The 25,959-nt window shown below is 44.7% G+C and carries 19 protein-coding genes and 1 tRNA gene; 8 read left to right on the forward strand and 12 right to left on the reverse strand.

The genetic code is table 11. The features are described 5' to 3' along the window. Positions 1 to 21 precede the first annotated feature (21 nt). From O9X84_RS04615 to mutY, 5 genes are all read right to left on the reverse strand, one after another. Positions 22 to 387 (reverse strand): response regulator, encoded by a 366-nt coding sequence (locus O9X84_RS04615; RefSeq protein ID WP_032095903.1) that lies wholly within the window; start codon positions 385 to 387, stop codon positions 22 to 24. A 107-nt stretch (positions 388 to 494) separates the two neighbouring features. Further along, entirely contained in the window at positions 495 to 1,721 is a 1,227-nt protein-coding gene (locus O9X84_RS04620; protein WP_269518432.1) for a methyl-accepting chemotaxis protein, read from the reverse strand. A 651-nt stretch (positions 1,722 to 2,372) separates the two neighbouring features. Further along, positions 2,373 to 2,448 (reverse strand) — tRNA-Phe (locus tag O9X84_RS04625). A gap of 150 nt (positions 2,449 to 2,598) precedes the next feature. Further along, positions 2,599 to 2,871, reverse strand: a complete 273-nt coding sequence (locus O9X84_RS04630; protein ID WP_032094830.1) for an oxidative damage protection protein — start codon at positions 2,869 to 2,871, stop codon at positions 2,599 to 2,601. A gap of 54 nt (positions 2,872 to 2,925) precedes the next feature. Beyond that, entirely contained in the window at positions 2,926 to 3,981 is a 1,056-nt protein-coding gene (mutY, locus tag O9X84_RS04635) for an A/G-specific adenine glycosylase (RefSeq protein ID WP_269518434.1), read from the reverse strand. A gap of 140 nt (positions 3,982 to 4,121) precedes the next feature. On the opposite strand from mutY, the gene O9X84_RS04640 reads away from it, so the two are divergent. The 6 genes from O9X84_RS04640 to arcA all read left to right on the forward strand — a co-directional run bounded on the left by O9X84_RS04640 (position 4,122) and on the right by arcA (position 11,032). Next, the gene (locus O9X84_RS04640) at positions 4,122 to 4,832 is read left to right on the forward strand and encodes an alpha/beta fold hydrolase (RefSeq protein ID WP_269518435.1); all 711 of its coding nucleotides are present in this window, start codon (positions 4,122 to 4,124) and stop codon (positions 4,830 to 4,832) included. Positions 4,833 to 4,917: 85 nt separating this feature from the next. Next, positions 4,918 to 5,637, forward strand: a complete 720-nt coding sequence (trmB, locus tag O9X84_RS04645; RefSeq protein ID WP_269518437.1) for a tRNA (guanosine(46)-N7)-methyltransferase TrmB — start codon at positions 4,918 to 4,920, stop codon at positions 5,635 to 5,637. Continuing rightward, on the forward strand, positions 5,637 to 6,719 hold the full coding sequence (locus O9X84_RS04650) for a methyltransferase (RefSeq protein ID WP_269518438.1): 1,083 nt from the start codon (positions 5,637 to 5,639) through the stop codon (positions 6,717 to 6,719). Before trmB ends, O9X84_RS04650 begins: the two co-directional genes overlap by 1 nt. Before the next feature lie 236 nt (positions 6,720 to 6,955). Then, complete coding sequence (glgA, locus tag O9X84_RS04655; RefSeq protein ID WP_269518439.1) at positions 6,956 to 8,380, forward strand: glycogen synthase GlgA; 1,425 nt, start codon at positions 6,956 to 6,958, stop codon at positions 8,378 to 8,380. A gap of 106 nt (positions 8,381 to 8,486) precedes the next feature. Continuing rightward, a complete protein-coding gene (locus tag O9X84_RS04660; protein WP_269518440.1) occupies positions 8,487 to 10,142 on the forward strand; it encodes a sensor histidine kinase in 1,656 nt (551 codons plus the stop codon). Between the two features lie 182 nt (positions 10,143 to 10,324). After that, positions 10,325 to 11,032 (forward strand): two-component system response regulator ArcA, encoded by a 708-nt coding sequence (arcA, locus tag O9X84_RS04665; RefSeq protein WP_032094823.1) that lies wholly within the window; start codon positions 10,325 to 10,327, stop codon positions 11,030 to 11,032. Between the two features lie 153 nt (positions 11,033 to 11,185). Here the strand turns inward: arcA and O9X84_RS04670 are convergent, their stop codons facing one another. Beyond that, positions 11,186 to 14,386, reverse strand: a complete 3,201-nt coding sequence (locus O9X84_RS04670) for a beta-galactosidase (protein WP_269518444.1) — start codon at positions 14,384 to 14,386, stop codon at positions 11,186 to 11,188. 133 nt (positions 14,387 to 14,519) lie between these two features. On the opposite strand from O9X84_RS04670, the gene O9X84_RS04675 reads away from it, so the two are divergent. Beyond that, positions 14,520 to 15,374 carry a helix-turn-helix transcriptional regulator gene (locus tag O9X84_RS04675; RefSeq protein WP_269518446.1) on the forward strand — a complete coding sequence of 285 codons (855 nt, stop codon included), beginning with the start codon at positions 14,520 to 14,522 and terminating at the stop codon, positions 15,372 to 15,374. 40 nt (positions 15,375 to 15,414) lie between these two features. Here the strand turns inward: O9X84_RS04675 and pmbA are convergent, their stop codons facing one another. Then, the gene (gene pmbA, locus O9X84_RS04680) at positions 15,415 to 16,746 is read right to left on the reverse strand and encodes a metalloprotease PmbA (RefSeq protein WP_269518447.1); all 1,332 of its coding nucleotides are present in this window, start codon (positions 16,744 to 16,746) and stop codon (positions 15,415 to 15,417) included. Between the two features lie 72 nt (positions 16,747 to 16,818). Between pmbA and yjgA the strand changes: the two genes are divergently transcribed. Next, on the forward strand, positions 16,819 to 17,376 hold the full coding sequence (gene yjgA / locus O9X84_RS04685; RefSeq protein WP_269518448.1) for a ribosome biogenesis factor YjgA: 558 nt from the start codon (positions 16,819 to 16,821) through the stop codon (positions 17,374 to 17,376). Between the two features lie 181 nt (positions 17,377 to 17,557). Here the strand turns inward: yjgA and tldD are convergent, their stop codons facing one another. Genes tldD through O9X84_RS04710 form a run of 5 tightly spaced genes read right to left on the reverse strand, consistent with a single transcriptional unit; the run spans position 17,558 to position 25,936 of the window. After that, positions 17,558 to 19,000 carry a metalloprotease TldD gene (tldD, locus tag O9X84_RS04690; protein ID WP_269518449.1) on the reverse strand — a complete coding sequence of 481 codons (1,443 nt, stop codon included), beginning with the start codon at positions 18,998 to 19,000 and terminating at the stop codon, positions 17,558 to 17,560. Beyond that, positions 18,993 to 19,811 carry a carbon-nitrogen hydrolase family protein gene (locus O9X84_RS04695; RefSeq protein WP_269518450.1) on the reverse strand — a complete coding sequence of 273 codons (819 nt, stop codon included), beginning with the start codon at positions 19,809 to 19,811 and terminating at the stop codon, positions 18,993 to 18,995. Before O9X84_RS04695 ends, tldD begins: the two co-directional genes overlap by 8 nt. Beyond that, positions 19,804 to 23,856, reverse strand: coding sequence for a YhdP family protein (locus O9X84_RS04700; protein ID WP_269518451.1), 4,053 nt, complete (start codon positions 23,854 to 23,856; stop codon positions 19,804 to 19,806). Before O9X84_RS04700 ends, O9X84_RS04695 begins: the two co-directional genes overlap by 8 nt. 26 nt (positions 23,857 to 23,882) lie before the next feature. Beyond that, a complete protein-coding gene (gene rng / locus O9X84_RS04705) occupies positions 23,883 to 25,349 on the reverse strand; it encodes a ribonuclease G (protein WP_032094815.1) in 1,467 nt (488 codons plus the stop codon). Then, positions 25,346 to 25,936, reverse strand: coding sequence for a Maf family protein (locus tag O9X84_RS04710; protein ID WP_269518452.1), 591 nt, complete (start codon positions 25,934 to 25,936; stop codon positions 25,346 to 25,348). The genes rng and O9X84_RS04710 overlap by 4 nt, the downstream gene beginning before the upstream one ends. Between the last annotated feature and the right edge of the window lie 23 nt (positions 25,937 to 25,959).

The raw sequence follows: 25,959 nt of genomic DNA on the forward strand, positions 1-25,959 counted from the left end.
CGTTGAAAAGAAAAATATCGCTTAACCAAGAACTCGTTTCATCACATCAAGTAGCTTGTTTGGATCAAACGGCTTGACCATCCATCCTGTGGCACCCGCAGCTTTTCCTTTTGCTTTCATTTCATCGCCCGCCTCAGTAGTGAGCATGACAATGGGAGTAGACCTAAAATTAGTTAACCCTCGCAGCGATTTCACTAAAGACAAACCATCCATACGGGGCATATTTTGATCGGTTAGAACAAAATCAAAGCTTGCCCCTCTACACTTCTCCAAAGCGTCTTGTCCATCTTGCGCAGTGGTGACTTGATAATTTGCTGACTTAAGCGTCATTTCAACCATTTGACGAATAGAAACAGAATCATCGACAACCAATATATTTTTGCTCATTGTGTATTCACCTTTGCACTGTTTTTCATTGAATAGGCATGCTGAGAATGCCGTTACTGCTTGTAAAAAATCTTATCGCGATGTAACAACTAATTAGGAGTCCACTCTTAAAACAGCTCGATATCGCCTGCATCTATGGATGTGGCTGATACGGGGTTGTGGTCAGCCTGCCCCCTCTGCGCCAAAGAGTCTTTATAGTTTATTAATCTATTTCGAACTTCTTCGACGTTGTCAGCAGACAGCAAATCGAGCTGTTCAGTAACAAAACTGATAATTTCTTGCGTATAAATTAAATTCTGGCTGTTGATATCACCGAACTGCATACCCCGAATGGCGCTGTTTGTTGCATCGGCCAGCTTCTGCCTGATTGTTTCTAGTCCATCGGCATTTTGAATGTCGGACTCTGCTTTTCGAATGATCCCGCTAAGCTCTAAACTTATGCCGTCTTTTGCTTTAACAACGTGGGAAATATCTTGCGATGCTACGAACTCAGCTGTCTCAGTAAGCTGGTCGATCAATGATTTGATGTTCTCGATTTGCTTTTTGATCACGTCGCTAAACTGGGTGGAGCGAGTCGATAGCGCTCTTACCTCGTCTGCTACCACCGCAAATCCTCGTCCGGCTTCTCCCGCACGAGCGGCTTCAATCGCAGCATTTAGCGCAAGAAGATTGGTTTGTGCTGCAATGCCATCAATCCCCCCTAGGGCGTCGATGACAGTAGGCATTGCTTGTTGAATAGTTTGAACTTGGCTTTCAAGTGACTTCGTAGACTGAGTCATGGCTTCTGTAGATTCTATGAAGCTAGTCAACGTACTATCTGTATCACTGGCAAAAGAACGCATTTTCTCTGCATATGGAAGGTCGCTACTTTGATCATCTTTTAACAATTTGTGAATACTGGATTCTTGTTGCGAGAGCAGCGATTGTAGGCTCAGGAAAGCGTCACTTAAGGTAGTAACCGCGTCGTTTTGTGTAGTGAGAATGTCAGTGATATTTGAAGAAGTCACCGATAAGGTGTCTTTCACATCATAAAGCGTGTCTTGTAATTGATGGCTGTTTTTTCCATGGCGCTTCTCTTCAATTTCAGCCGTCGTTGACTCATCGCTGTTATTCACTACCTGACTTCCTGCGCTTCTATTTTTAGGTGCTGCATCAGATTGCTGAAGCACTATTAAAAGATAAATCACACAGCACGAACTGAACACTAAGCCAAGATGATTTATCTGTGAGAATTCAAGACCCCAACTTGCGAGCATCAACAAGAACGATGTTACAAAGGCGGTACTCTTTTTTGACATCATTGCGTCAAAAAAACTATAAGCGATAGCAGCCACATCAATACCTCACGACCCACCATTTCAGGCGGTTTGTTTAAATAACAATCGAAGTATGGATATAAAATACAATTTCTACCATTATACTTTTGTTTACATTTGTGCAACTTAGTTGTTTTACGCCATTAGTGACAATAGCGACATTTTTAGGATAGTTGATTAGAGACTGACTTAAAAAAATTTTCAAAAGATATAAGAGCTTGAATAACAAGAACGTTGTCGATAGTGGGAAGGTAATATTAGGAAAGACTAAGGAATTAGAATTTTACTCGTAATTAGAATTTTACTCGTAATTAGCAGTAGTAACGTTGAACACATGGCATCGGACATTCCAGCGCTTTCATCTAAATTGATATAGCAGCTTAAATTAACGAAAAGCCCTCGCATCTCTGCAAGGGCCTTGATGATGGTGCCTCGACCCGGGATTGCAACGCGAGGAGCATCCGCAGGGATACGCCAGCGTGGTCCTGAGCTTTTACAAACACCAGAATCAAAAAAGCCCCGAACATTTCTGTTCAGGGCTTCAATGATGGTGCCTCGACCCGGGGTCGCAACGCGCGGAGCATCCGCAGGGATACGCCAGCGTGTTCCTGAGCTTTTACAAACACCAGAATCAAAAAAGCCCTCGCATTTCTGCAAGGGCCTTGATGATGGTGCCTCGACCCGGGATCGAACCAGGGACACGCGGATTTTCAATCCGCTGCTCTACCAACTGAGCTATCGAGGCGAAACTCGTTTGCGTTACAAGCGTTTTCGGCCTGTGCTGCTATGGGTGCGTATTAAACGGATTTCGGCGTAACAAGTCAACCATTTTACCCGCTTTTTTTTCACTTTTGTGACCGTTTGCACATTGTTTACACAAAATCTCGTATTTTGGTTATTTTTCCGGCGGAACATAGCCTTCAATTGTCGGTTCAACCCCGTCAAATAAGTAGGCCGACATTCTTTCTTCCAAAAACGCTCTGGCTTCTGGCTCCATCATATTCAGCTTATGTTCGTTAATTAACATAGTCTGCTTTTTCTGCCAATTGCCCCAAGCTTCTTTCGATATGTTATCGAATATTCGCTTACCTAGTTCTCCTGGGTAAAGTTGAAAATCTAAGCCGTCAGCGTCCTTTTGCAGATTATGACAAAAAACCGTTCTACCCATCATGCACCTCTATTGTCTTGTCTTATAAACACCACTGGCAACAGTGTACGCGACTTATTTTGCCAGTGTTTTAATTATCTTTGTTGTTGGGGCAGCTAAACCCACTTCAATAGGCTCATCAAGTAAGAACCATCTCGACTGATTTTCTGCCACCCGCTTTTGGGGCGTTGAGTTTACCACGGCGATAAGCGGGGTTATATCTAAATGAAAGTGGCTAAATGTGTGTCTGAATTCATCAAGCTGCTGTATTTCCTCTACTTCAATGCCCCTTTGAGCAAGTAATGATATACCCTCTTCAGCAGATTGCGCTTCTAAAAACCCGTATAAGCCTCCCCAGATACCACTTTGAGGGCGTTGCTCTAGAAACACTTGCTGCCCAAACATAGGGATGAGCATGTAGGTTTGTCTCACTGGCGTTTCTTTTTTAGGCTTTTTACCCGGATAGTTAGTTTGCTTCCCTTGCGCAAACGCCACGCAATCACGCTGTAAAGGGCACTCATCGCACTTTGGCTTACTTCGCGTGCACACCATGGCACCTAAGTCCATCATCACCTGAGTGTAGTTTGCACAGCGACTGTCAGGCGTATTTTTCTCAGCCACGTCCCACAGGGCATTCTCTACGGCTTTTTGCCCGGGCCATCCTTCAATAGCATAATAACGCGCTAACACACGCTTTACGTTGCCATCTAAGATGGGGTAACGCTCGTCTCTCGATAGCGAAAGTATGGCCCCCGCGGTAGAACGCCCTATACCAGGAAGCGACACCACTTCGTCAAGTGTGGGAGGAAAAACGCCTTCGTAATCATCAACCAGTGTTTTAGCAGCTTTATGCAGGTTTCTAGCACGGGCGTAATAACCAAGCCCCGTCCAATGATGCAACACGTCATCTTGCGATGCATTGGCAAGCTCGAATACGCTTGGGTACGACGCCATAAACCGATTGAAGTAAGGGATGACGGTGGCAACCTGCGTTTGCTGAAGCATGATTTCAGATACCCACACCTTATAGGGCGTCACATCTTGCTGCCACGGTAAATGCTTTCTACCATGCTCATCGAACCACGCTAAAACCCGTTGTGCAAAACTGTTATTGTGCATTGTTTTTGTCATATTATTCTGAAACTTACGTCTATACTTTGTGCATTATTCACTTGCTGAAACACCTTCATTTACCAGTTTGAATAAACATTCTATTCACTATGCGCTATGGTAGCATGTACGCTCTTCTTCGTTTTTATTTAAGGTATCGCGTGTCTGCACAAACCCCCGTATTATTTTTCCCCGGAACTCTTTGTGACGAACGCATCTTTATGCCCCTCTGGCGGCAGCTTTCTATTGCCCAACGTCGCTTTGTTCCTCTGCAGTGGGCGACCTCGAAAGAGGACATGCTTGCACTTAGCGAAGACCGAATACTTACTGATGAAAAAGTTCACCTTGTCGGCTATTCCATGGGTGGCTACATTGCTTCGCTTATCGCTGCTCGTAATAAGAATAATATCGCTTCCGTCACTCTGATTGCATACGATCCTGCTGGCTTGTCGGCAAATGAAATAAGCCAGCGTGAAAACATGGTCAAAAGCCTCAAAAAAGGGCAATTCAAACCCGAGAACCACAACTATCTTGCTCGCTTTATCCACCCTTCCCGCTTAGCAGACACAAAGGTGACTGATGTCGTTACGTCCATGGCTAAAGATTTAGGGAAAAGCACGTTATTAGCGCATACACTTGCCACGACACCAAGAGAGAATACACTTAAATTACTTGAAAAGATTAATGCGCCAGTAACACTTGTAGGCGCAATTGATGACAATATTGCACACATAGATTCGCTTAGGTACGCAGCGAAGTCGCTACCTAATGCATCACTGTATGAATTTGAAAACACGGGGCACATGATCCCACTTGAGCAAACCAGCCAATTAGCGACTATTATTGGCAAATGCATTGGCGTACAAAAATAACACAGAATTTGTATTCTAGCGTTGCATATAAGGTGGGTAAGTGGATAATGCGCCAGCATAAATTTGGGTATGAAAGGCATTGCAGATGAGGCAATTTAAAAGTCAGGCAGAAGCAGAAGCTGCCGGTGTGTATATCAGTAAAGTAAAGAGTTACGTTAAGCGAGAAGGTCGACTTACAAAAGGGCAAGAAAAAGCGCTAGAAGAACACTGGCCAACCATGGGAATAGACTATATTGATACGCCTATTTCTTTGTCTGAGCTGTTTGGCCGCGAGGCTCCTGTTGTGGTTGAAATAGGTTTCGGCATGGGTAAATCGCTGGTTGAGATGGCTGCGGCTTCACCAGAGAAAGACTTCATTGGCATAGAGGTTCACCGACCAGGCGTGGGCGCGTGCCTAGGAGATGCTGGTGAATTGGGGCTTACCAACCTTCGCGTGATGGAACACGATGCGGTTGAAGTACTGAAAAACATGCTGCCAGAGGCAAGCTTATCGCGCTTACAACTATTTTTTCCAGACCCATGGCATAAAAAACGCCATCACAAGCGCCGAATTGTACAGGCTGAGTTCGTGGAATTAATACGCAATAAGTTAGCGATTGGCGGACACCTTCATATGGCAACGGATTGGGAACCGTATGCGCAGCATATGGCTGAAGTTGTTAACAGTAATAATGCTTATGCAAATACTGCCTCTGAAGGCGATTACGTGCCTCGCCCTGACTACCGTCCGATTACTAAATTTGAAACCCGTGGTCAAAAATTAGGGCACGGTGTTTGGGATCTGATTTATGAGCGAAATTCTTAATGATTTTATCTCCTCAAAGTCAACTTCTTGAGCGAAACATCTCTTTATTTGAAGAAGGGAAATGGGCGTTTGTAAATCCTTCAGATGCCTACTTCTTAGATAGTTTAAAGACATCGGAAATTACGGTTATCCATCAATATTTCGATATTTTTGCAGAAAGCGTAAGAACAATCCCGTCTGTAACCCTAGATAGTCGAGATATTGATAAGTCGGGTTTTGAAGTAACGCAAAAGATAGGCAATCATACGCATACTTTCGCACCTTTTGTTACCACCGAAAATGCATTTACCGATGTCATGTTATTTTTGCCAAAGGCGAAAACCCACTTCCAATTGTTACTGCGCATGGCTGCAGGTATGGTGGGAGAGCACGGGCGAATTCATGTTGTTGGTGAAAATAAAGGTGGTATTAAAAGCGCTGCGAAACTCATGCAGCAGTATGGCTCTCCTCAAAAAGTCGATTCAGCACGTCATTGCAGTTTAGTCACGGTAATTGTTGAGCAGGCCCATGGCGCCTTTAAGCCGGATGAATGGGTAGATATTAACCTTTATGAAGTGGATGACACCTCGTGGAATGTGGCGTCAATGCCTGGCGTGTTTAGCCACAAAGAGCTTGATGCCGGTACGTTATTACTGCTTCAAAAGCACTCTGCGTCCATGCGCGGCAACGTATTAGACTTTGCGTGCGGTGCAGGTGTTATAGCTAGTTACCTTATGCTGAGATATCCCCACTTAACATTTTTCTTATCTGACGTTAGCGCACTGGCAATCTACTGTAGCGCGCTAACTCTGGCGGAAAATAAATTAAGTGCGACGATTTTTGCAGCTGATGGGTTACATGGCGTATCACAAAAAGTTCAGCACATCATAACGAACCCGCCGTTCCACACCGGGATAAAAACCGATTACACCATTACAAAGCGTTTTATTTCTGACGCAAAAAACCAACTCACCTCTAAAGGCACGTTGCAGATGGTTGCCAACCGTTTTCTACCCTATCCAGGGTTGTTAGCAGAAGAGTTTTCATCGGTTTATACTAAAGCGCAAACATCGCAGTTCTCAATTTACGATGCTTCGCTTTAAGCCTTGAAGGTGTTCTCACGGAGAGCACCTAATATGCCTGCGCAATAGTGAGTATTAAAAATTATACATGAGTGAAAGCCCCTACATTATGAGGCGAGAAATAAAAAACTGATAAGTTTTGCATCTCAGGCCAACAATTTATATCGTACTGATAGTTTGTAAGTTAAACGAAGCAATGTATATTTGCTCATACTTAACCGTCAACACACTAGTAGTGATTATAGAAGGTGTAACCCGTGGACATTGTATTTGCTATCTCGGAAGTAGAGGAATTCGTTAAAACGGGCGGCCTTGCAGACGTCGGTAAAGCACTCCCTTTGGCATTGCAAGCGCTAGATGAAAACATCTGCATTGTTATGCCGTACTACAAGACGCTGAAAGAACAGTTAAACTTACCTGAAGGCGATGAGGTACACACCCTTTTCACCGAAGGTAAAGTGTATCATTTCAAGCTAAAGCATCTTCAGTGGCACGGCATACCAGTTTACTTTATCGACGCCCCAGACTTTTTCATGCGCGACGGCCTTTATTCCGACGCATACGATGCCTTCAGCGACAATGGCGAGCGGTTTAGTTTTTTCAGTGGCGCAGTGCTGCAAGCACTAAAAGCACTCTCTCTTAAGCCCCAAGTCATTCACTGCCATGATTGGCACACGGCGATGCTTCCGTTTTTATTGTCGAATGAAAAAACTGACTATTTCGATAATACCAAGACCGTTTTTACTATTCACAATGCCGCATTTCAGGGCGTACATAAGCTCGAAGATATTCCGTTTTTGCGTCATCATCCCGATATTGGTAGCCAGGTTCATGGCGGCTATATCAATATGCTACAAAGCGGCATTGAATTTGCCACCAAGGTCACTACCGTAAGTCCCAACTATGCTTCTGAGCTTCTCACCGACTTAGGCAGTCACGGTCTTCATGAACGATTGGTCAATCGCAAAAATGATCTAAGTGGTATTTTAAACGGATGCGACTACACCCAATGGAACCCCGAGACAGATTCGTTTCTTCCTGAAAATTATACGGTTGATAATTTACACGCCAAGCAAACCTGTAAAAAAGTGCTTCAACAAAAGTCTGGTCTACCAGAAGACGTTAGCGTTCCTCTTATTGGCATGGTGTGTAGACTCACTGAACAAAAAGGGTTCGGCTATATACTCCCTATCCTCGATGACCTCATTGCACACAATGTTCAAATAGTCATTGTCGGCACCGGCGATCCTAAAGTGTGCATGGACTTGGGTGAATTTGCTCAGCAGCACCCTACTAAGTTTGCTTTCATCAATGGTTTTAGTTCAGAGCATGCCCATTTGGTTGAGGCCGGTGCAGACTTCTTTTTAATGCCGTCTCAATTTGAGCCCTGCGGACTAAATCAGATGTACAGCCTTGCCTATGGCACTATACCCATTGTGCGCTCAGTAGGTGGGTTGAAAGACACCGTTGTAGATACGTACGACAACAATCTTCGCACCGGTTTCGTTTTTGATGAACCTTCTCCGGCCGCCTTGCTTAGTTGTATTCGCAGAGCATTACTCGCATTCTACGAAGATAGCGATACATTTAGGGCGATGCAGATTCGAGGAATGCGCACACGCTTTACCTGGCATACAGCCGCACAAAACTACCAAATGTTATACCACAGCATGCAGGATTAGTGCGCTAAGTAACACACAGATTATTGTGTTTACTTACCTTTCTTTTTGCCAAAATATGCGCCAATATTAAAATGGCATAGTAAAGTGGATTGAAAATAAAACGGACATGACAGACAAAGCAAGCAAGCTTTCTATACGTAATATATTTTTGTGGACTGTGATGTCTATTGTCACTGTGTCGCTTGTTATACTGTCTTGTTTATCTTTGTACATGCAAATAGATAATTATCGTAGCGAACTCAATAATAAAGCCCTTGTACTCTCTGATTTAGTCTCTCGAACCTCTGCCCTTTATATCTTCAATAACAAAGATGAGGGCATCGCAAAAGAATTGGCCCATCTTGTCGCGGCCCCTTATGTATTGAATGCCCATGTATACCGCAAAAAAAATCGACAGCTCGCCAACGTAGAAGTACCGGAAATATTTGCCTCATATAATAAGGTAGGTCAGCTCATGACTGGGGGCAAAGAAGCACAATTGGATGCTCTATTGCTAAACCCAACCATCTCCGATACTGGCGACTATCTGGAAGTAAGTACAAAGTCATTCGATGCAGAAACCGGCATACATTTGGGTTGGGTATATTTGAGGCTCTCTACAAAAGAGTTTCATAAGCTTTCACAACGCGCCATATTTATCCATCTTGCTGCGGTTGTCATACTACTGATTGTTGCCTTTTACACCGCCTTTAAAATGCAATTAACCATTTCTAATCCAATTCAGTCATTAATCCACTTTCTTCAGCAAACTTCACGACACCGAGATTATGCATCGCGAGCGAGGGGATCAAAAATAAATGAGTTAGATACTTTGGCTGATGCTATTAACGTTATGCTATATCGAATGCAAGAGTATATGGAGATGCAGCAGAAAGCTGAGGATCGTCATCGCAAGCTCAATTCAAGTTTGGAGGAAATGGTTAATGAGCGGACCACTGCGCTTAAAGACGCTAACCGCGAGCTCATACAAACCTTAGAAAAGCTACATCAGTTCCAAAGACAAATTGTGCAGAATGAAAAAATGGCCTCCCTTGGCGATATGGTGGCTGGAGTAGCACATGAAGTTAATACCCCAATTGGTTTAGGGGTTACCGCATCAACCATGATGCTAGACAGATTGGCAGTTATTCAACAAGGTTTCGAAGACAAAACGTTGAAAGCAAGTGCAATGAAGCGATTTATCGATGAAAGCAACGAGAATTTAAACATTATATATCGCAATTTAAACCGCGCAGCTGAACTTATATCTAGCTTTAAACAAGTTGCGGTGGACCAGTCTACAGAAAATAGTCGAAGTTTTTGCGTTGAACAGCTAGTTAATGAGATACTGTTGTCGTTACAGCCTCGGCTCAAAAAATTAAAACACAACATCAACGTGAAATGCGACCCTACCTTAAGCGTTGAAACCAAGGCAGGCCCAATTAATCAAATATTGATTAATCTAATAATGAATTCCGTTATCCATGGATTTGAATTCATGGAAACAGGTACGATAAATATTCGTGCTGAATTAGTTAGTGACGACAAATTAAAATTAGTCTATTCCGATAATGGAAAAGGCATACCGCCTGAGATCCTTAAGCGTATTTTTGATCCCTTCGTAACGACGAAGCGTGGTCAAGGAGGCTCTGGTCTGGGTATGCATTTAGTATACAATTTAGTGACGCAAGCACTTCTTGGTTCTATTACATTAACGAGCGAAGAAGGCGACGGTGTGGAATTTGTTATTATATTTCCCGTTTCTAATGCGAAAAATGTGTAGTCACTGTATAAAGTATGAACTTAGTCACTGTATAAAGTATGAACTTTTGTTGAAATTTGTTGGCTAACCCCCAAAATCATAACTGTAACGATATTCATAAGTTACTTGCAAATAAGTGTATGAATATTAAACTTTAGCCAGTTATTTGCTTAAACCGTATTTTTGAAAGAGTGTAGAACACCATGCAAACGCCAAATGTGTTAATTGTTGAAGATGAAGTGGTAACCCGTACCACGCTAAAAAGTTTATTTGAAGCGGAAGGGTACAATGTATTTGAAGCTGAAAACGGCAACCAAATGCACGATTTCTTCGAGAATCACGCAATTAATTTGGTCATTATGGATATTAACTTACCTGGTAAAAATGGCCTTATCTTAGCGCGCGAAGTTCGCGACCGTAAAAACGTTGGATTAATATTCCTAACGGGTCGTGACAACGATGTCGACCGTATTCTCGGTTTAGAAATTGGTGCAGATGATTATCTTACTAAGCCATTTAACCCCAGAGAGTTAACTATAAGAGCACGTAATTTGCTGTCTAGAACAACAAACTCGTCTGAAGATGATGACTTACCAAGTCGCGTTAACTTCAACGGTTGGATCTTAGACGGCGACAGCCGCTCGCTTATCTCACCTACCGGCAAAGAGTTCCGTTTACCTCGCAGTGAGTTCCGTGCGTTGCATTTATTCCTAAGCAACCCTGGGAAAATCCTTACCCGCGAGCAGCTTATTATGGAAATGACCGGTCGTGAATTGCGCCCTAATGACCGTACGGTAGATGTTACTATTAGACGTATTCGTAAGCACTTCGAATCACATCCTTCTGAAGAAGAGCTTATTGTGACTATCCACGGTGAAGGTTATCGTTTTTGTGGGCAAGTAGACGGCTAAACGCTAATGTGCGTGTAGCAAACGTTTTTACACACCTTACAAACAAGAAAGCCGCTACAGTTAAAGTGTAGCGGCTTTTTCATTATATAAACTCTGTTTGGCGTTAATTAGTCACGCTAAACGTTATTGCCTTTTCCTATTATCTTCAACCTCTTACCCCCGTTGTTTATACTGGTTGGCTGCTAGCGTAAGTGAATATGAATAACGCTTCTCTTCAAGCAAAAACTCTTTATGCGTACTAGGGCTCCAAGAATCATCACCCCCTACACCCATATGAGCATGATCGACATAGACGAAAATACAGTCTTGAGGGCTTAGGTCACAGGTGTGCTTTGCAGCGTTTAATTGCGGCTGGCCGTATTCACTTACTGAGAAATAGAAATTTCCAGATACCGTTGTATTGCCGATGTTTAACATTGAACACTGGCTTCGCAAGCCATTGTCGGTGGGGAAAATATAGCCGGTGTGCATGTCTTTAATCGTGAGTTGATGCAGAGCAAACCTTGCTGCGGCTTGCCTGTCTGGATAGTTTTCAAATGGTCCAAGACCTTTCCATGTCACCTTCTCAAACTGTTCGAATTCGCTTTCGCAAGTACTGCTTTCACCGTGGCTATCGTTATTAGCCTCAACAAACGGCTGTCTTGGTACAGCAAACTGCACACCAATACGAGGAAGAGGTGGCAGGTTATCAGCTAAATTAACTTCAATATCAATAGATAACGCGGCGTCAGAATTCAAAGTGTAGGTCCATTTTGTTGCAGCCGTGATTACGCCATCAACACTGTATTCAAAGAGCGATATTACCCGCACATCATGGGTGCCCTGCTGCACTTCAACCCCAGTACACTTTCGTACCCACTCTCCAATGCCAGCGCGTCGCCATCGCGATTCCCAAGCATTAGGGTCAGGGTTATCTACTTCACTCACACCAATATCATTATCAAGAGGCGCTCGGAAAAAGTTATCTTCTAGTGGTGCGCTCATTGTTTCGCTACCGTTAACTAACCAAGAGGTCAGCAGACCGCTTTCACTATTAAAGCAAATATCATGAATTCCAATGGTAATGGTTAACAAACTATCGTTTGTTGTTAGCTTCATGTCCGAAGGTTCGTTGCGACTTTCTTGCATGGACGTCAATGTAAACGGTGTGATACCCGCCGTGTTTTTGATGGGTAGCTGTTCGGTATCGAGCACGTGACCAGCCTTTGCCCATTGGCAATCTTCTGCGGTAACAACGTCTACATTTAAGTGGTATTTAGCACCAGGCTTGTGCGCGACGTTCGTCGTAATCTCAAGGGTATCGGTTTGCTGAGGCATTATAGTAAGACGCTGCTCACCTTGCGCAATACATTCACCATCTTCTAATACGCTCCATTGCAATAATTCATTGTCCGTTGCTCTAAATACATAATCGCTAGAAATAGAAAGCGCATACACCTTCCCTTCGCTACCGGCTTTATCTGATAATTCAAAACTAAGGTGTTGCTGACAGTATTTTGCTTCAAACAACGCCGGGTGAGGCGTTCTATCAGGAAATAAGAGGCCATTAATACAAAACTGCCTGTCGTTGTAGGTATCGCCAAAATCGCCGCCATAAGCCCAATAAGGTACTCCGCTCTCGGTATGTTTTGTTAGGCCTTGGTCAACCCAATCCCAAATGAAGCCCCCTTGTAAACGAGGATAGGCTTTAAATGCTTTCCAATACTCGTCAAAGCTTCCCAAGCTATTTCCCATTGCATGCGCGTACTCACACAATATCACCGGCCTTGTCTCGTTTGGCATGGAAAGCCATTTTTTAATCGCCCACTTTGGCACTGCATCGTCAAGAACATCGGTATCTACTCGAGAATACATTGGCGCTACAATATCGGTCGCCGTGGTATCGGCCCCTCCGCCTTCGTATTGCACAGGCCTTGATGGGTCAAAGGATTTTGCCCAGCCGTACATGGCATCATGAGTTGGACCGTGACCACACTCGTTCCCCAGCGACCAAATAATGATAGAAGGATGGTTTTTATCGCGCTCTACCATTTGAGTGAAGCGGGCCATGTACGCCCCTGTCCACAATGGATCTCTTGATAGGCGACCCATGGGAAACATGCCGTGGGTTTCAATGTTTGCTTCATCAACAACGTACAGACCATATTCGTCACACAGTTCATACCATCGCGGATGATTAGGATAATGTGCCGTACGAACAGCATTAAAGTTATTTTGCTTAAGTAGCAAAATATCTTCAATCATATCGCTTTCGCTTATGGCATGACCTTTCGTTTCATGATGCTCATGCCGGTTTACCCCTCGGATAAGCAAAGGTTTCCCGTTCACACAAAGCTGTCCGGCCTTCATTTGTACAGTGCGAAAGCCAACCTGATAGGCCTCTGTGTCTACCACCTGCCCAGCTTCATCAATTAGCGACACTACAATTCGATATAAGTAAGGCGTTTCCGCGGTCCAGTGCTTGGGCTCTTTTACCTCTAAGCTCTGGAACACCACATCATCCCACCCCCCTTTTTCATCGACGCGCTTATTGTTAGTCCCTGCAACAGTTCGTTCTGTAACGGCGTGTGCTTTATCAAATAGCTGAATGCCAATCTGATAGTTTGCTGGGGCATTAATTGCCGTGCGAACAGACAGTGCACCATCGCGGTAACATGCATCTAGCGTGGGCGTGACAAACACATCTTGAATATGATGCCGAGGCTTTGTCACTAAGTTTACATCTCGAAAGATACCGCTTAGCCACCACATATCCTGATCTTCTAAATAGCTACCGTCTGACCATCTGATCACCATCACGGATAAACGGTTTTCGCCTACTACAAGCAATGCCGATAAATCAAACTCAGCAGGTAGGCGACTGTCTTGTGAGTAGCCTACATAACTGCCGTTGCACCATAAGTGGAATGCACTATTTACGCCCTCAAAAACAATGTGATTGCGTTTTGAAAGACTACTTTCAGTTAGGGTAAAGGTGGTGCGATAACATCCTGTGGGGTTATCTGCTGGCACTGCAGGGGGATTCACATCAAAGGGGTATTTTACATTGCAGTAAATGGGTTTATCGAAGCCTTCCATTTGCCAATTTGAAGGGACAGTGGTGGTCTGCCACTGTTTGGCCTCATTTTCTGTTAGCGCTTGGGCGATTAACTCATCGCTGACAGCCTCCGGTGACGGGTATAACCTAAACATCCATTTACCGTTTAGGCTAACCTTACTGGCATTGCGATTTTGAACTGCATCGTCTTCACTAACAAAGCCGTTGTGTGGCGCATGGGCATTGATTCGATTACGTTGGTATACGAGGGGGTTTTGCCAATCTTTCTGTGAAACAATTTGTTCGATGTCAGCCATGCATGGCTCCTGTGTGAAAACGCATTTGATACATCACAATATAGCTAAAATGCATTGATTACTTTATGCTTAAACCTCTCGTACTTTTATCCAAAACTATCAACACGCCCTTACCAAAAGCAGAACAATATAAATGCAGTCACCTTTTTCGGATATTATTAATATAGGCCAACAATGCTTCGAGCGCTTTATTGATAGTAGTACGTCGCCAGAAATAACGGCGTTAGATATTGAGCTAGCGGGATGTTCAAACTTATCAGGTGAATACGTTGTTGGCAGAGTGATGCCACCAAACCATACGCTATTTTACTCGCTATCAGGAGAAGGATGCTTTCGCACACCACATGGCTCGTTCAGCTTAACGGGTGGTCAGCTTATCACGCTACCCGCCTTTCAAAGCTTCGAGGTGAGTATTGCTAGTGATAAGTGGGATATTATTTGGCTAAACCTATCAGATACAGAGCAATGGAAGGGGCTTTCGAAACAACATCCAAGGGTTATCAGCAATATTAATTTAGCGGCCTTGCATCACGCTATGGAGTTATTGTATTTAGAGCAAGATAACAAAAACCGTGAAGCTGCCATACAAATTATAGGGCGTCACCTGCGGCAAGTGATAAGCCAAAACGACCAAGAAAATAGTGAAGATGAGAGTAATGATAGACATGCCGTTAGGCTTCAGTCTTTATTTGCGGCGGTTGAGAATCAACTACAGTTTCAGTGGGGCGTTGAGAGCTTAAGTAAAAAAGCCCATTATTCTGCACCTCATTTGCATCGCTTATGCCTTAAGTACTTTGGGAGAAGTCCCATGCAGCAGGTCATTTATTTACGCATGCAGCGTGCGCGAAACCTGCTGTTAAAAACACAGTGGCCTATTTCATATATTGCCCATTACGTGGGCTATGCAAATGTGTTTACATTTTCTAAGCGTTTTAAAAAGTCGGTAGGAAAACCGCCTCGCGAATTTCGCGAGGCGGGATGTGACTAGCCAAGTCAGGCTAAAAAACAGGCTAGCACTTCAGACAAAACTAGTTGCCAGCAATCTTCATTTGATTAACCAGCACTGAGCCAGTTTGAACACTGCCGCGCACGTCTTTGTCTTTACCAATGGCCACGATATTTTTAAACATGTCACGTAAATCGCCTGCAATGGTAATTTCGTGAACTGGGTATTTAATAATGCCATTTTCTACCCAAAACCCTGCTGCACCGCGTGAGTAATCACCGGTAACAATATTTACGCCTTGTCCCATCAGCTCAGTGACAAATAGCCCTGTGCCCATTTCTTTTAGCAAGTCGGCATCACTGTGTCCCGTATCACCAACAATCCAGTTGTGTATGCCGCCAGCATGACCATTAGACACGGTATTGAGTTTGCGCGCCGAGTAGGTTGTGTAAAGGTAAGTGGCTAAGCGACCGCCATCAACAATGGTCATATCAGAGCACGATACCCCTTCGTTATCAAAGCTTGAGCTGGCAAGCCCTGACTTAATAAGCGGCTTCTCTTCAATATTCATCCACTCAGGAAATACCTGCTTATCTAAACTGTCGAGCAAAAATGACGAGCGTCTGTACAAACTCCCCCCACTGATGGCGCCAACATAATGACCAAACAAGCTTGAGGCGAGATCTTTATGAAACAGTACAGGCACGTTAGCTGTATTGATTTTGCGAGCACCTAAACGGTCTACAGTAGCCTTGGCAGCCTCTTGGCCTACAAACGCAGCAGATTTAAGCAACGGCGCTTGACGGTCAACAGTATAGGCATAATCTCGCTGCATATCGTTATCTTGAGAGCCAATGACCATACAGCTTAAACTGTAACGACTGCTGGGATAGCCGGTATTTATGCCATGAGTATTACCGTACACGCGCATACCTAAATTAGCGTTATACGACGCACCATCTGAATTTGTAATGCGAGGGTCGTAATTCATCGCCGCCGCTTCAGTTTCAATAGTGGTCTTGATGGCTTTCTCTGTATCAAGCTCTTGAGGATGATATAAGTCTAAATCTGGGAATTCAGTGGCGATAAGCTCAGCATCGGCAAGGCCGGTGCAAGGATCTTCACTGGTATAGCGTGCAATATCCACCGCTTTTTCAACGGCTAGTGTAAGCGCTGCTTTACTTAAATCGGCAGTGGATGCACTGCCTTTGCGCTTACCTACGTAGACGCTAATGCCTAATCCGCCGTCGTTGGTAAACTCAACGTTTTCAACTTCTTGCATGCGTGAGGATACCGCAATACCCTGTACCTTAGACATGCTTGCTTCGGCTTGTGTTGCGCCTTTTGATAAGGCCATTTTCAGTACATCATCAACGACATTCTGAATTTCTGATAGCTGTTGCTCAATTTGCATAGTAAGTTTCGCTGTCTATATTCGACTGTGATAGTTACAATTTGGCTAAAGTGTAACACTAATGAGTTTGAAATGAGTGATCAGAAACAGAATTCTCCACAAGATCCTTACTTTGAAGGCGCCAAAGCAACCACGTCTGAAGACGAAGATTTCGTTAGTAAAACGGAATTAAAGCGTCAGGCAAAGGAGCATCAGAAGCTTGGCGAAACCATTGTAGGGTTAACCGATGCCCACGTGGCGACTATCCCAATGGATGAAGAGTTGGCAGATGCTATCGCCATTGCGCGCATTGTGAACAAGAAAAAAGATGGCTATCGCCGACAGTTGCAGTTTATTGGTAAATTGCTTCGTCAGCGTGATACCCACGATATTGAAGAGGCGCTGTCAAAAATAGCCCATCAGCACCAAGCAAGTAATGCGGCTTTTCATCAGCTTGAAAAAGCGAGAGAGTCGGTTATTGAAGAAGGCGACCCGGCTATTCAACGCTTAATTGAAGACTATCCCGCGTTCGATAGACAAAAGCTGCGTCAATTCAGCCGCCAAGTTAAAAAAGAAAGAGAGAAGAATGCGCCGCCAAAAGCATTCAGAGAGCTTTTTCAATATATTAAAGACACTGTCCAAAACAGCTGATATGTCTAACGCAGTTAGACGGTAGCAGTGATAAAAAAGGCTGATAACGTTCGTTACCAGCCTTTTTTGCTATGTGCTTTTTTGTGTAGGTTGTCACTTATGCTAATTCTAGCTTAAGTATGTGTCTTGTTTTGCGATGCATTGCTTTAAAGTCTTTTGCTTTGAAGTTTCAAGGCAAAAACTACGCTGTACCACCTACCGTAAGTTCATCAATTTTAAGCGTAGGTTGCCCAACGCCCACTGGCACGCTTTGTCCGTCTTTACCACATACACCAATGCCTTTATCTAAGGCGACATCGTTACCTATCATTGAGATTTTTTGCATAACCTCTGGCCCGTTGCCGATAAGGGTTGCCCCTTTCACAGGCGCTGTAATCTTGCCATTTTCAATGAGGTAAGCTTCGGCACTTGAGAATACAAATTTACCCGACGTAATGTCTACCTGACCACCGGCAAAATTAGGAGCGTAAATACCTCTTTCGATAGACGCAATAATCTCTTGTGGATCGTGCTGTCCTTCTAGCATGTAAGTGTTTGTCATTCGCGGCATGGGCAAGTGTGCATAAGACTCCCTGCGGCCATTGCCTGTAGGCGCTACACCCATTAACTTAGCGTTGTGCTTGTCTTGCATGTAGCCTTTTAGAATGCCGTCTTCAATAAGTACGTTGTGCTGTGTTGCAGTGCCTTCATCGTCTACCGACAGTGAGCCTCGGCGATCGCTTAACGTACCATCATCAACAACCGTTACGCCTTTTGCTGCCACGCGCTCGCCAATGCGACCGCTAAATGTTGACGCACCTTTGCGGTTAAAGTCACCCTCTAAACCGTGCCCCACAGCTTCGTGAAGCAGCACACCTGGCCAGCCATTTCCGAGTACTACCGGCATAGCACCTGCTGGCGCTGCCACAGCCTGCATATTAACGCGAGCCATATGAAGTGCTTCATCAGCTAAGTTTTCGTAAAGCGGCTTGCCATTTTCATCTGATTGGAAAAAAGCGTAGGCGTAACGACCACCCGCACCAGAAGAGCCACGCTCACGACGATCGCCATTTTCAAGCAATACAGAGCAGTTAAGACGCACTAACGGGCGGATATCGGTAGCCAGTGTGCCGTCACTTCCGGCCACTAGTATTTCTTCATATACACCACTGATACTGACCACCACCTGATTAACCGATGGCTCTTGTTGGCGAATGTAGGCATCTACCGACCTAAGTAACGATATTTTCTCAGCATCTTGCATAGCAAGAATTGGGTTATTCTCGCTATATCGAGCGGTAAGAGGCTTTTCACCTAATGCTGATACTTGCTGAGTACCGCCGCTAGGGGCAATACCACGTGCCGCTTTACAGGCTTTCAGTAACGCGTCTTCACTGATTTCGTCAGAATACGCGAAGCCAGTTTTTTCACCACTGATCGCACGCACACCTACACCGCGCTCAATATTGTAACTACCTTCCTTGATAATACCGTCTTCTAACACCCAGCTTTCATGCTGGCTAGACTGGAAATACAAATCGGCGTAGTCAGTGTCATGGCGATGTATTGTCGCTAATGCACTCTCAAGCTTGGTAATATCAAGCCCTGAGTCTGATAATAAATGACGCTCTACAGATTTAGACAAAGTGACTCCTGAATCGGTTATGTTGGGCAACCGGCATATTTTGTTTAATGGTTTCTCGTTCTGCAATATCTACACTGGCTTTTAATACGCCCTTGCCTGCAGCACGCTCTGCTATGGTTTCTCCCCACGGAGATAACACTATGCTGTGGCCATAGGTTTCACGCCCATTGGCGTGGACTCCCACCTGGCCTGCGGCGATGACAAAGCACTGTTTTTCAATTGCTCGCGCTTTTAATAAGGCGTGCCAGTGAGCTTCACCGGTTTTTTGCGTAAATGCCGCTGGCAATACCAATATGTCGATATCCGCCATTGCAGTAAATAAACCTGGAAAGCGAATATCATAACATACCGCAAGGCCGATGTTGCCAATTGGTGTGTTTACCTTCACCACCTCGCTTCCCGCTTCTGTAAAGCGCGACTCTTTGTAGCTGCCTGTGGCATCGTTTACCGATACATCAAACATATGTATTTTGCGATAATCAGCGAGGAGCGCTCCGTCGGGTCCAAACAACATACATGCGGCAGAGAACTGGTCTGGATTGGCTGTTTTGACCGGAAAAGTGCCAGACACTATGTAGCATTGATAGCGTATTGCTAGCGCTGACAGATGCGCTTGTATCGGCCCCTGCCCTATTGCTTCTGCTACAGACAACTGCCCTTTGTCTTTACCGCCAAAATACGCAAAGCATTCTGGCAGCACTACAAGGCTTTCCGGCGCAATGTCCGACTCTGACATAGCTTTAGACACCGCAGCCAGGTTTTCATCCACATCTGGCGTAGATGTCATTTGCAGTGCAACTAGATTAACCATCAATCACCTCCATTTTGATTCGGCGCACATCGTCTTGTGTTAGCGGTCTGTCTAACGGGTCTTTTTCGATAGGCACATTTTGCGCAGGCAAACTTATATCTTTGCTGTTGCGGTCTACCTCGTCAAACTTTGGCTCGCTAATAGTGCCCGTTACGCGGTAATTCACATTTGAAATGACTTTTGCTGACGTAAGCACTTGGTCGATAGCAATCGCAGCCAATGCGGTAGGCGGCGTTGCCAAGAAATAGACCAGGAACGGCAGGTTTCCGGTGACGTTTGGCGCAAATGACACATTGTAGTTGAGCCCGCCGGTACCAAGGTCAGTTAGGCCGGTAATTTCAATTTCCCCTGCACCGCCGTCAATTAACGTGTCATCGGTATAAGCTCTGCCATCAACAATGTTCAGCGTACCGCCCATATCATCGTAAAAGAAGCCTTTCGCAAATACGTCTCTGAAATCTAAACTCAATTTTCTCACCAATGAATTTAAACTAAAGAGCGTGAATATACGGGAGCCTTGGTCGCTTAATTCAGTTAAATAGCCGTCAGATAATGACCATTCTACATCGCCCTGCAGTTTTCCAAGTTGAAAGTCCATGGGCGAATTTTGCCAGCTGAAATTGAATGCCACGTCAGCTTCAGAGTCTTTTATCCCCGACTCTATTTCAAATTCTTTCAACATTTGCCCCACATCAGGCGATGTGAGACTTCCTTCAATACTCGTCTTAACAGCACCGTTCACGTAATGCCAAAACCCCGTTGCGGTAACGTTAGTTTCTGGAGAACGTATCATCAGCTGGCGTGCATGCAGTCCGTTATTCGTTTTTGCTATATCAACCGTGACTTTACCTAAATCAATACCGTGAAATACACAGCTTTCACAGTAGAAGTACATTGGCGGAAGCGAGCGTGGATCGAGTTCAAAAGGGTCGCTCTTTGTTTCCTGCACACTATCACCGGGCTTAGGTAAATTGAGGTAATCAGCGTTTATCTCAATACCTTGCTGCGCTAAATCTCCATTCACCCGAACGGTGCCTCGTGCAGCAGCAGAGCCAATATCGAGCAACCAATCTTCATTTCGTTCTTGTGCATTCATCTGCACATTTTTAATGGAATGACCGGCGAAGGTCAGCTCTGCAGTCTTTGCAAATATTCTTGAGGGGGTGCCGAAAATACCGCCTTTCGTGGTACCGCTTTCGCCTTGCTTGTTATTGGTGGGTTTATTAGTGGCATCATTTCTATTTTTCTGTCCCCCTGATGTCAGCATAGAAACCGTGGTAAACCACTCTGCAACGTTAGCACTTTCCAAGTTAGCCGCAATACTAAACCCAGTCCCTATATTCGCAATATCACTTTCGCCCAGCGCAAGGTGAGCACGGGAAAACTGCATTTCTTGATGAGGTAATGTGCCAGTGAATCGAATATCGTTACCGAGTGTTGCTACCACATTTGAAGCTTGGCGATCTCCTGAGCTTTTAATATACAAAGGCAAACTTGTACCAGCCGGAGTTTCAAAAGGCGCAGGCAATATACTTTGTGTCGCGGTTAAGTCAGCGGTTAATTCAGCGGCGTAAGAAAAGCTATCTTTTGCCAAGGTTAAATCTACCGATGTTTGCCACTGAGTTTCACCGTCAATATAGTCAGTAAGTTCAGTGTTCACATAATTGGCAAGAGGGTGAACATGCCACCGGCCCGCTAATTGAACATTTAATGAGTAGTCTTTCTCTTGAACGCCACTAAGGTCGATGGACACTGCTTGATTCAAAAACTGGGCCGACAAATCTGTCGCGCTAATATTGCCATTATCAAATGCAATATCCCCGCTGGCCTTTTTAAAACGCATTTTCGTTGTAGGGATATATACGGTGTTCTCAGCTAAAGCCGCGGTACCTGTAGCTCTTACCTGCTCACCATTAAGCGGAATATGCAAATGAATATCGGCAGAAAGAGGCCCTGAAACCTGAACATCTTGGTTCAATACTTTGCCCAACGAATCTTGAATAGATGACGCCATCATAAGCTGGGTGAGCCCCTCACCTGTGCCCTCGCCCGTGGCATCGATTGTTAGAATTGAGCCGGGTTTGAACTTTGGAATACTGGCCGTCATATCGCCAATTCGCACATCGGCAAGCTTGGCAGAAGAGGTCGACATATAGAGACCGTCATTCACAAAGCGCAGGGAAAGGTCGAGTTCGTTTAAGGCGGGCCATTTCGATGAAAACAAGAAGTCACTGTCTTTAATATCCACGTAAGCTTGGAATACGCCTTGTCCTTCGGTGAAAGGAAAATCTTTCGTTTTTCCAAACCACAAAATGCGCGCTTTATCGATACTGCCTTTGCCAATAAACGCTCGTGTTAAATAGTTATCTAAATTATCGCTCATTACCGGAGATGGGAATAGCTCGCTCACGGTACCTAAAGACAGGGGGTCGATATCTGCGAACAACGACATGTGGCTAGTAGATGTATTGAGGCTAAATGCCGACGTAAGCGCTACGCTGTCGGTATCTACAATAATATTCTCACCTTTGAGCACCCACTGACGGGCCGATGCCGTGAGTTTCTTCGTTGCGGCGGGCTTCTTCGCTGTGGCAATGGTTGCACGTTCATCAGCCCCCTCTATATCGGCACCTTCAATATCAGCACCTACAATATCAGCCCCCTCAATAACAGCATCGTCAGAAGAGTCTTCATAAAGGGGATATATGTAAATATCTGCGGCGATTTTATTGACGTTTATATCTTTTTTGATAATGCCCTGGCTAGAGAGCTTACTGTCACTTGATTCTAAAAATACTGCTCCATTGTGTTTGTACCAAAAAAAGTCAGCATCCAGTGACGAGAGCCCTGGGATAGAGGCTGTCTTTGTCCATGTTAAATCTAACACTTTAGCCGCTAACGCAGGAGCACCATTTTGCCATTGCACTTGTAGCGTGGCTAATTCACCTTTGGGATCGAGTGCCCGTATTTCTTCTTCATTGGTGTCATCAAGAAACAGCGGTAGCAGCAATAAAAAAGGGTTTATTTCAACGGGCTTAATGGTGTTAAAAACTGCGTTACCATTATTGGATACATGGCCAATAACGTCCGTTGTTAACGTAGCGCTACTTGAGTTAAGTTTTAATTGGTCCACGCGAACATTCCAGCCATCCCTTGAAGGCATCGCTTGTAAGCTCCCTCCCGTGATACCTGTTACGGTTTTAACCCTTTCATTTCCCCATTGGAACAAACTGTTATTCAGTTCGGCTTGAACCGAGCCTATCGCGGTTTCAGAAAAGTTTGCCCATACCTCTAAGTTCGCTCTGCTTTGCGCCAAAGGACGTTTAGTTTTTATTAAATCACTTACCCATGGAGAAATATCCAGGTCTTCTGCTTTAGCGTAAAACACGCCATCAAACTCATCTTTGTAGCCATTAATATCAATAACAAAAGACGCAGAGTTTGCAGATACCCCGTCAACTTTCATGCGCCCTAACCCTTGGTGACGTTCTTCACGGTTATTCCAAGACAGGCTGTCGATATTAAAGCTATTGGTATCGCCATTTCGGGTTAGTGATATTTTACCCTCTTCTAAAGAGAAGCTTTGCAGTTGCTCTAAAAAGAGACGCTCTAACGCATTGATGACTGGAAACTTATTTTTGCTACTGCCTGAAACGCGGTCGGCATCGATATCTAGATGCAACCCGCGCAATTCAAACCGAGGGGAAGAGATGAGTCGTTGACGTAGGGACTGCCAGAAATCCAGCTCTACGTAAATTTGTCGAATATTGAGTTCGACAGGAGATGCATCGTCTTTTGCTAACGACACTGAATTAAGCACAATACTCGGCCCGCTGCGCTCCCAGACCGCATGGATCGTATCAATAGATAAATTTACGCCGTACTGCTCGTTGATATAATCTTCTAGCAAATGCTTGTTGTGCTCGATGTGAGGCAAGGCATACCTTGCAGCACTTAATACCAGAGCAAAAAGAACAAGTAATACGGCGAGCAGCAACCAAAACTTCTTCAATAAGTACGAAGCTGCCGACGAAAATTTTGTCACACTATGCCTTTCTTAACGTTAAAGCGTTACATCATAACGACGTCGTACTTATCCTGGTTGTACAATGTTTCGGTTTGCACTTTAATTTGTTTCGTAACAAACACTTCTAACTCAGCCAACATATGGGACTCTTCTCCCATCAGCGCTTCAGCAACTTTGGGGGACGCATAAACAACAAATTTGTCAGCATCATAGGCTCTGTTTACGCGCACAATTTCACGCATAATTTCAAAGCAAATTGTCTCAATTGTTTTCACGGTGCCGCGCCCTTTACACACTGGGCACTCACCACACAAAATATGCTCAATACTTTCACGGGTTCGCTTGCGGGTCATTTCTATCAACCCCAGCGCGGTAAAACCGTGAATATTGATTTTGGCTCTATCCTTGTTTGTCGCTACCTCTAATGAATGTAAGACCCGTCGTTTGTGATCAGGTTCAATCATATCGATGAAGTCGATAAGGATCATGCCACCTAGATTGCGTAAACGCAGTTGACGAGCGATAGCCTGAGTAGCTTCAGTATTGGTGTTAAAGATGGTTTCTTCTAGATTGCGGTGACCAACAAAGGCCCCCGTATTGATGTCGATAGTGGTCATTGCTTCGGTTTGATCAATGATTAAGTAGCCACCGGATTTTAGGTCTACACGGCGCTCTAGCGCACGCTGCGCCTCATTTTCAACATCATATAAATCAAAAATTGGTCTATCGCCGGTGTAATACTCCAGCTTCCCATTCATTTCAGGCACGTATTCTTTTGTAAACTGAAACAGCTCTTGAAACGACAATTTGGAATCGATACGAATTCTATCTAGCTCGGTGCCGACAAAGTCTCGAAGTACTCTTCGCGCTAGCGGCAAATCTTCATACAGGACGTTAGACTTACGTTTTTTCATCCGAGATTGAATTTTATCCCACAGTCGACGCAAAAAGGCGGCGTCTTGCTGCAGTTCACTTTTACCCACGCCTTCAGCGGCCGTACGAAGAATGAAACCGCCGTTTTCATCACAGAATTCTTGTACTAGGGTTTTTAAGCGTTCTCGCTCTACTTCTTCCTCAATGCGCTGCGATACGCCCACATGAGTCACAGAGGGCATAAATACAAGGTACCGACTAGGAATGGTGATATCTGTGGTTAAACGAGCGCCTTTGGTGCCAATAGGGTCTTTTACCACCTGCACAACGATGTCTTGTCCGTCGCGTACCAACTCTCGAATATCTTGTTTTTGAATGTGGCTTGCTGATACTTCCTCGGCAATCTCGTTATGAATAACGATATCGGAAGCATGAAGAAATGCCGCTTTTTCTAACCCTATATCCACGAATGCGGCCTGCATACCCGGTAATACACGGCTTACCTTTCCGCGGTAGATATTCCCCACCAGCCCTTTTTTGGTGTGCCGCTCAACGTGTATTTCTTGCAAAATACCGTTTTCAATAAGGGCAACTCGAGACTCTGACGGTGTAACGTTAATTAATAGCTCAGCACTCACTTCACAACTCCAAATTCGTTGAGCAATTGACGCGTTTCATACAAGGGTAATCCTACTACAGAACTTGAACTGCCGTTAATAGAAACGACGAATTCACCACCTACGCCCTGTATAGCATAACTGCCTGCTTTATCAGCGGGCTCGCCGGTTTCCCAATAATCGACGATTTGCTGCGTTGTAAGCGTGGCGAAAGTAACTGCTGTTGCCACGGTTTGAGTAACTTGTTTCGCTTGGCTCAGAACACTTATCGAAGTGAGCACATGGTGGGTTTGTCCCGACAGCATGCTGAGTATGCGAATAGCGTCTGCTTTATCAACGGGCTTGCCCACGCATTCGCCATTAAAGGCAATCAATGTATCGCTGGCTAATACCACAGTGTTGTCTTGCAAAGCCTGTTGCTTTTCGAGCTTTTTCATCACGGCTTGTGCTTTTTCGCTAGCAAGGCGCGCAACTAAGTCTTCCGGCTTTTCATCCGCCTTGGGTGTTTCGTCGATATCGGCAGGCAAAATGGTGTGAGCCACATTCATTTGTTTTAACAATGCAGTACGCCGAGGCGATGCAGAAGCAAGTATGAGGTGAATATGCATTGGCGGAACCTTAAAATGTTTAT

The organism is Alteromonas sp. BMJM2 (assembly GCF_027257845.1).
In the GTDB taxonomy this organism is placed as follows: Bacteria; Pseudomonadota; Gammaproteobacteria; order Enterobacterales; family Alteromonadaceae; genus Alteromonas.

Excerpts from the sequence above, each read along its gene's own strand:
- O9X84_RS04615 (WP_032095903.1), bottom strand. The coding sequence starts at position 387 with ATGAGCAAAAATATATTGGTTGTCGATGATTCTGTTTCTATTCGTCAA.
- O9X84_RS04630 (WP_032094830.1), bottom strand. The coding sequence starts at position 2,871 with ATGGGTAGAACGGTTTTTTGTCATAATCTGCAAAAGGACGCTGACGGC.
- mutY (WP_269518434.1), bottom strand. The coding sequence starts at position 3,981 with ATGACAAAAACAATGCACAATAACAGTTTTGCACAACGGGTTTTAGCG.
- trmB (WP_269518437.1), top strand. The coding sequence starts at position 4,918 with ATGAGGCAATTTAAAAGTCAGGCAGAAGCAGAAGCTGCCGGTGTGTAT.
- O9X84_RS04650 (WP_269518438.1), top strand. The coding sequence starts at position 5,637 with ATGATTTTATCTCCTCAAAGTCAACTTCTTGAGCGAAACATCTCTTTA.
- O9X84_RS04660 (WP_269518440.1), top strand. The coding sequence starts at position 8,487 with ATGACAGACAAAGCAAGCAAGCTTTCTATACGTAATATATTTTTGTGG.
- arcA (WP_032094823.1), top strand. The coding sequence starts at position 10,325 with ATGCAAACGCCAAATGTGTTAATTGTTGAAGATGAAGTGGTAACCCGT.
- O9X84_RS04670 (WP_269518444.1), bottom strand. The coding sequence starts at position 14,386 with ATGGCTGACATCGAACAAATTGTTTCACAGAAAGATTGGCAAAACCCC.
- O9X84_RS04675 (WP_269518446.1), top strand. The coding sequence starts at position 14,520 with ATGCAGTCACCTTTTTCGGATATTATTAATATAGGCCAACAATGCTTC.
- pmbA (WP_269518447.1), bottom strand. The coding sequence starts at position 16,746 with ATGCAAATTGAGCAACAGCTATCAGAAATTCAGAATGTCGTTGATGAT.
- yjgA (WP_269518448.1), top strand. The coding sequence starts at position 16,819 with ATGAGTGATCAGAAACAGAATTCTCCACAAGATCCTTACTTTGAAGGC.
- O9X84_RS04695 (WP_269518450.1), bottom strand. The coding sequence starts at position 19,811 with ATGGTTAATCTAGTTGCACTGCAAATGACATCTACGCCAGATGTGGAT.
- O9X84_RS04710 (WP_269518452.1), bottom strand. The coding sequence starts at position 25,936 with ATGCATATTCACCTCATACTTGCTTCTGCATCGCCTCGGCGTACTGCA.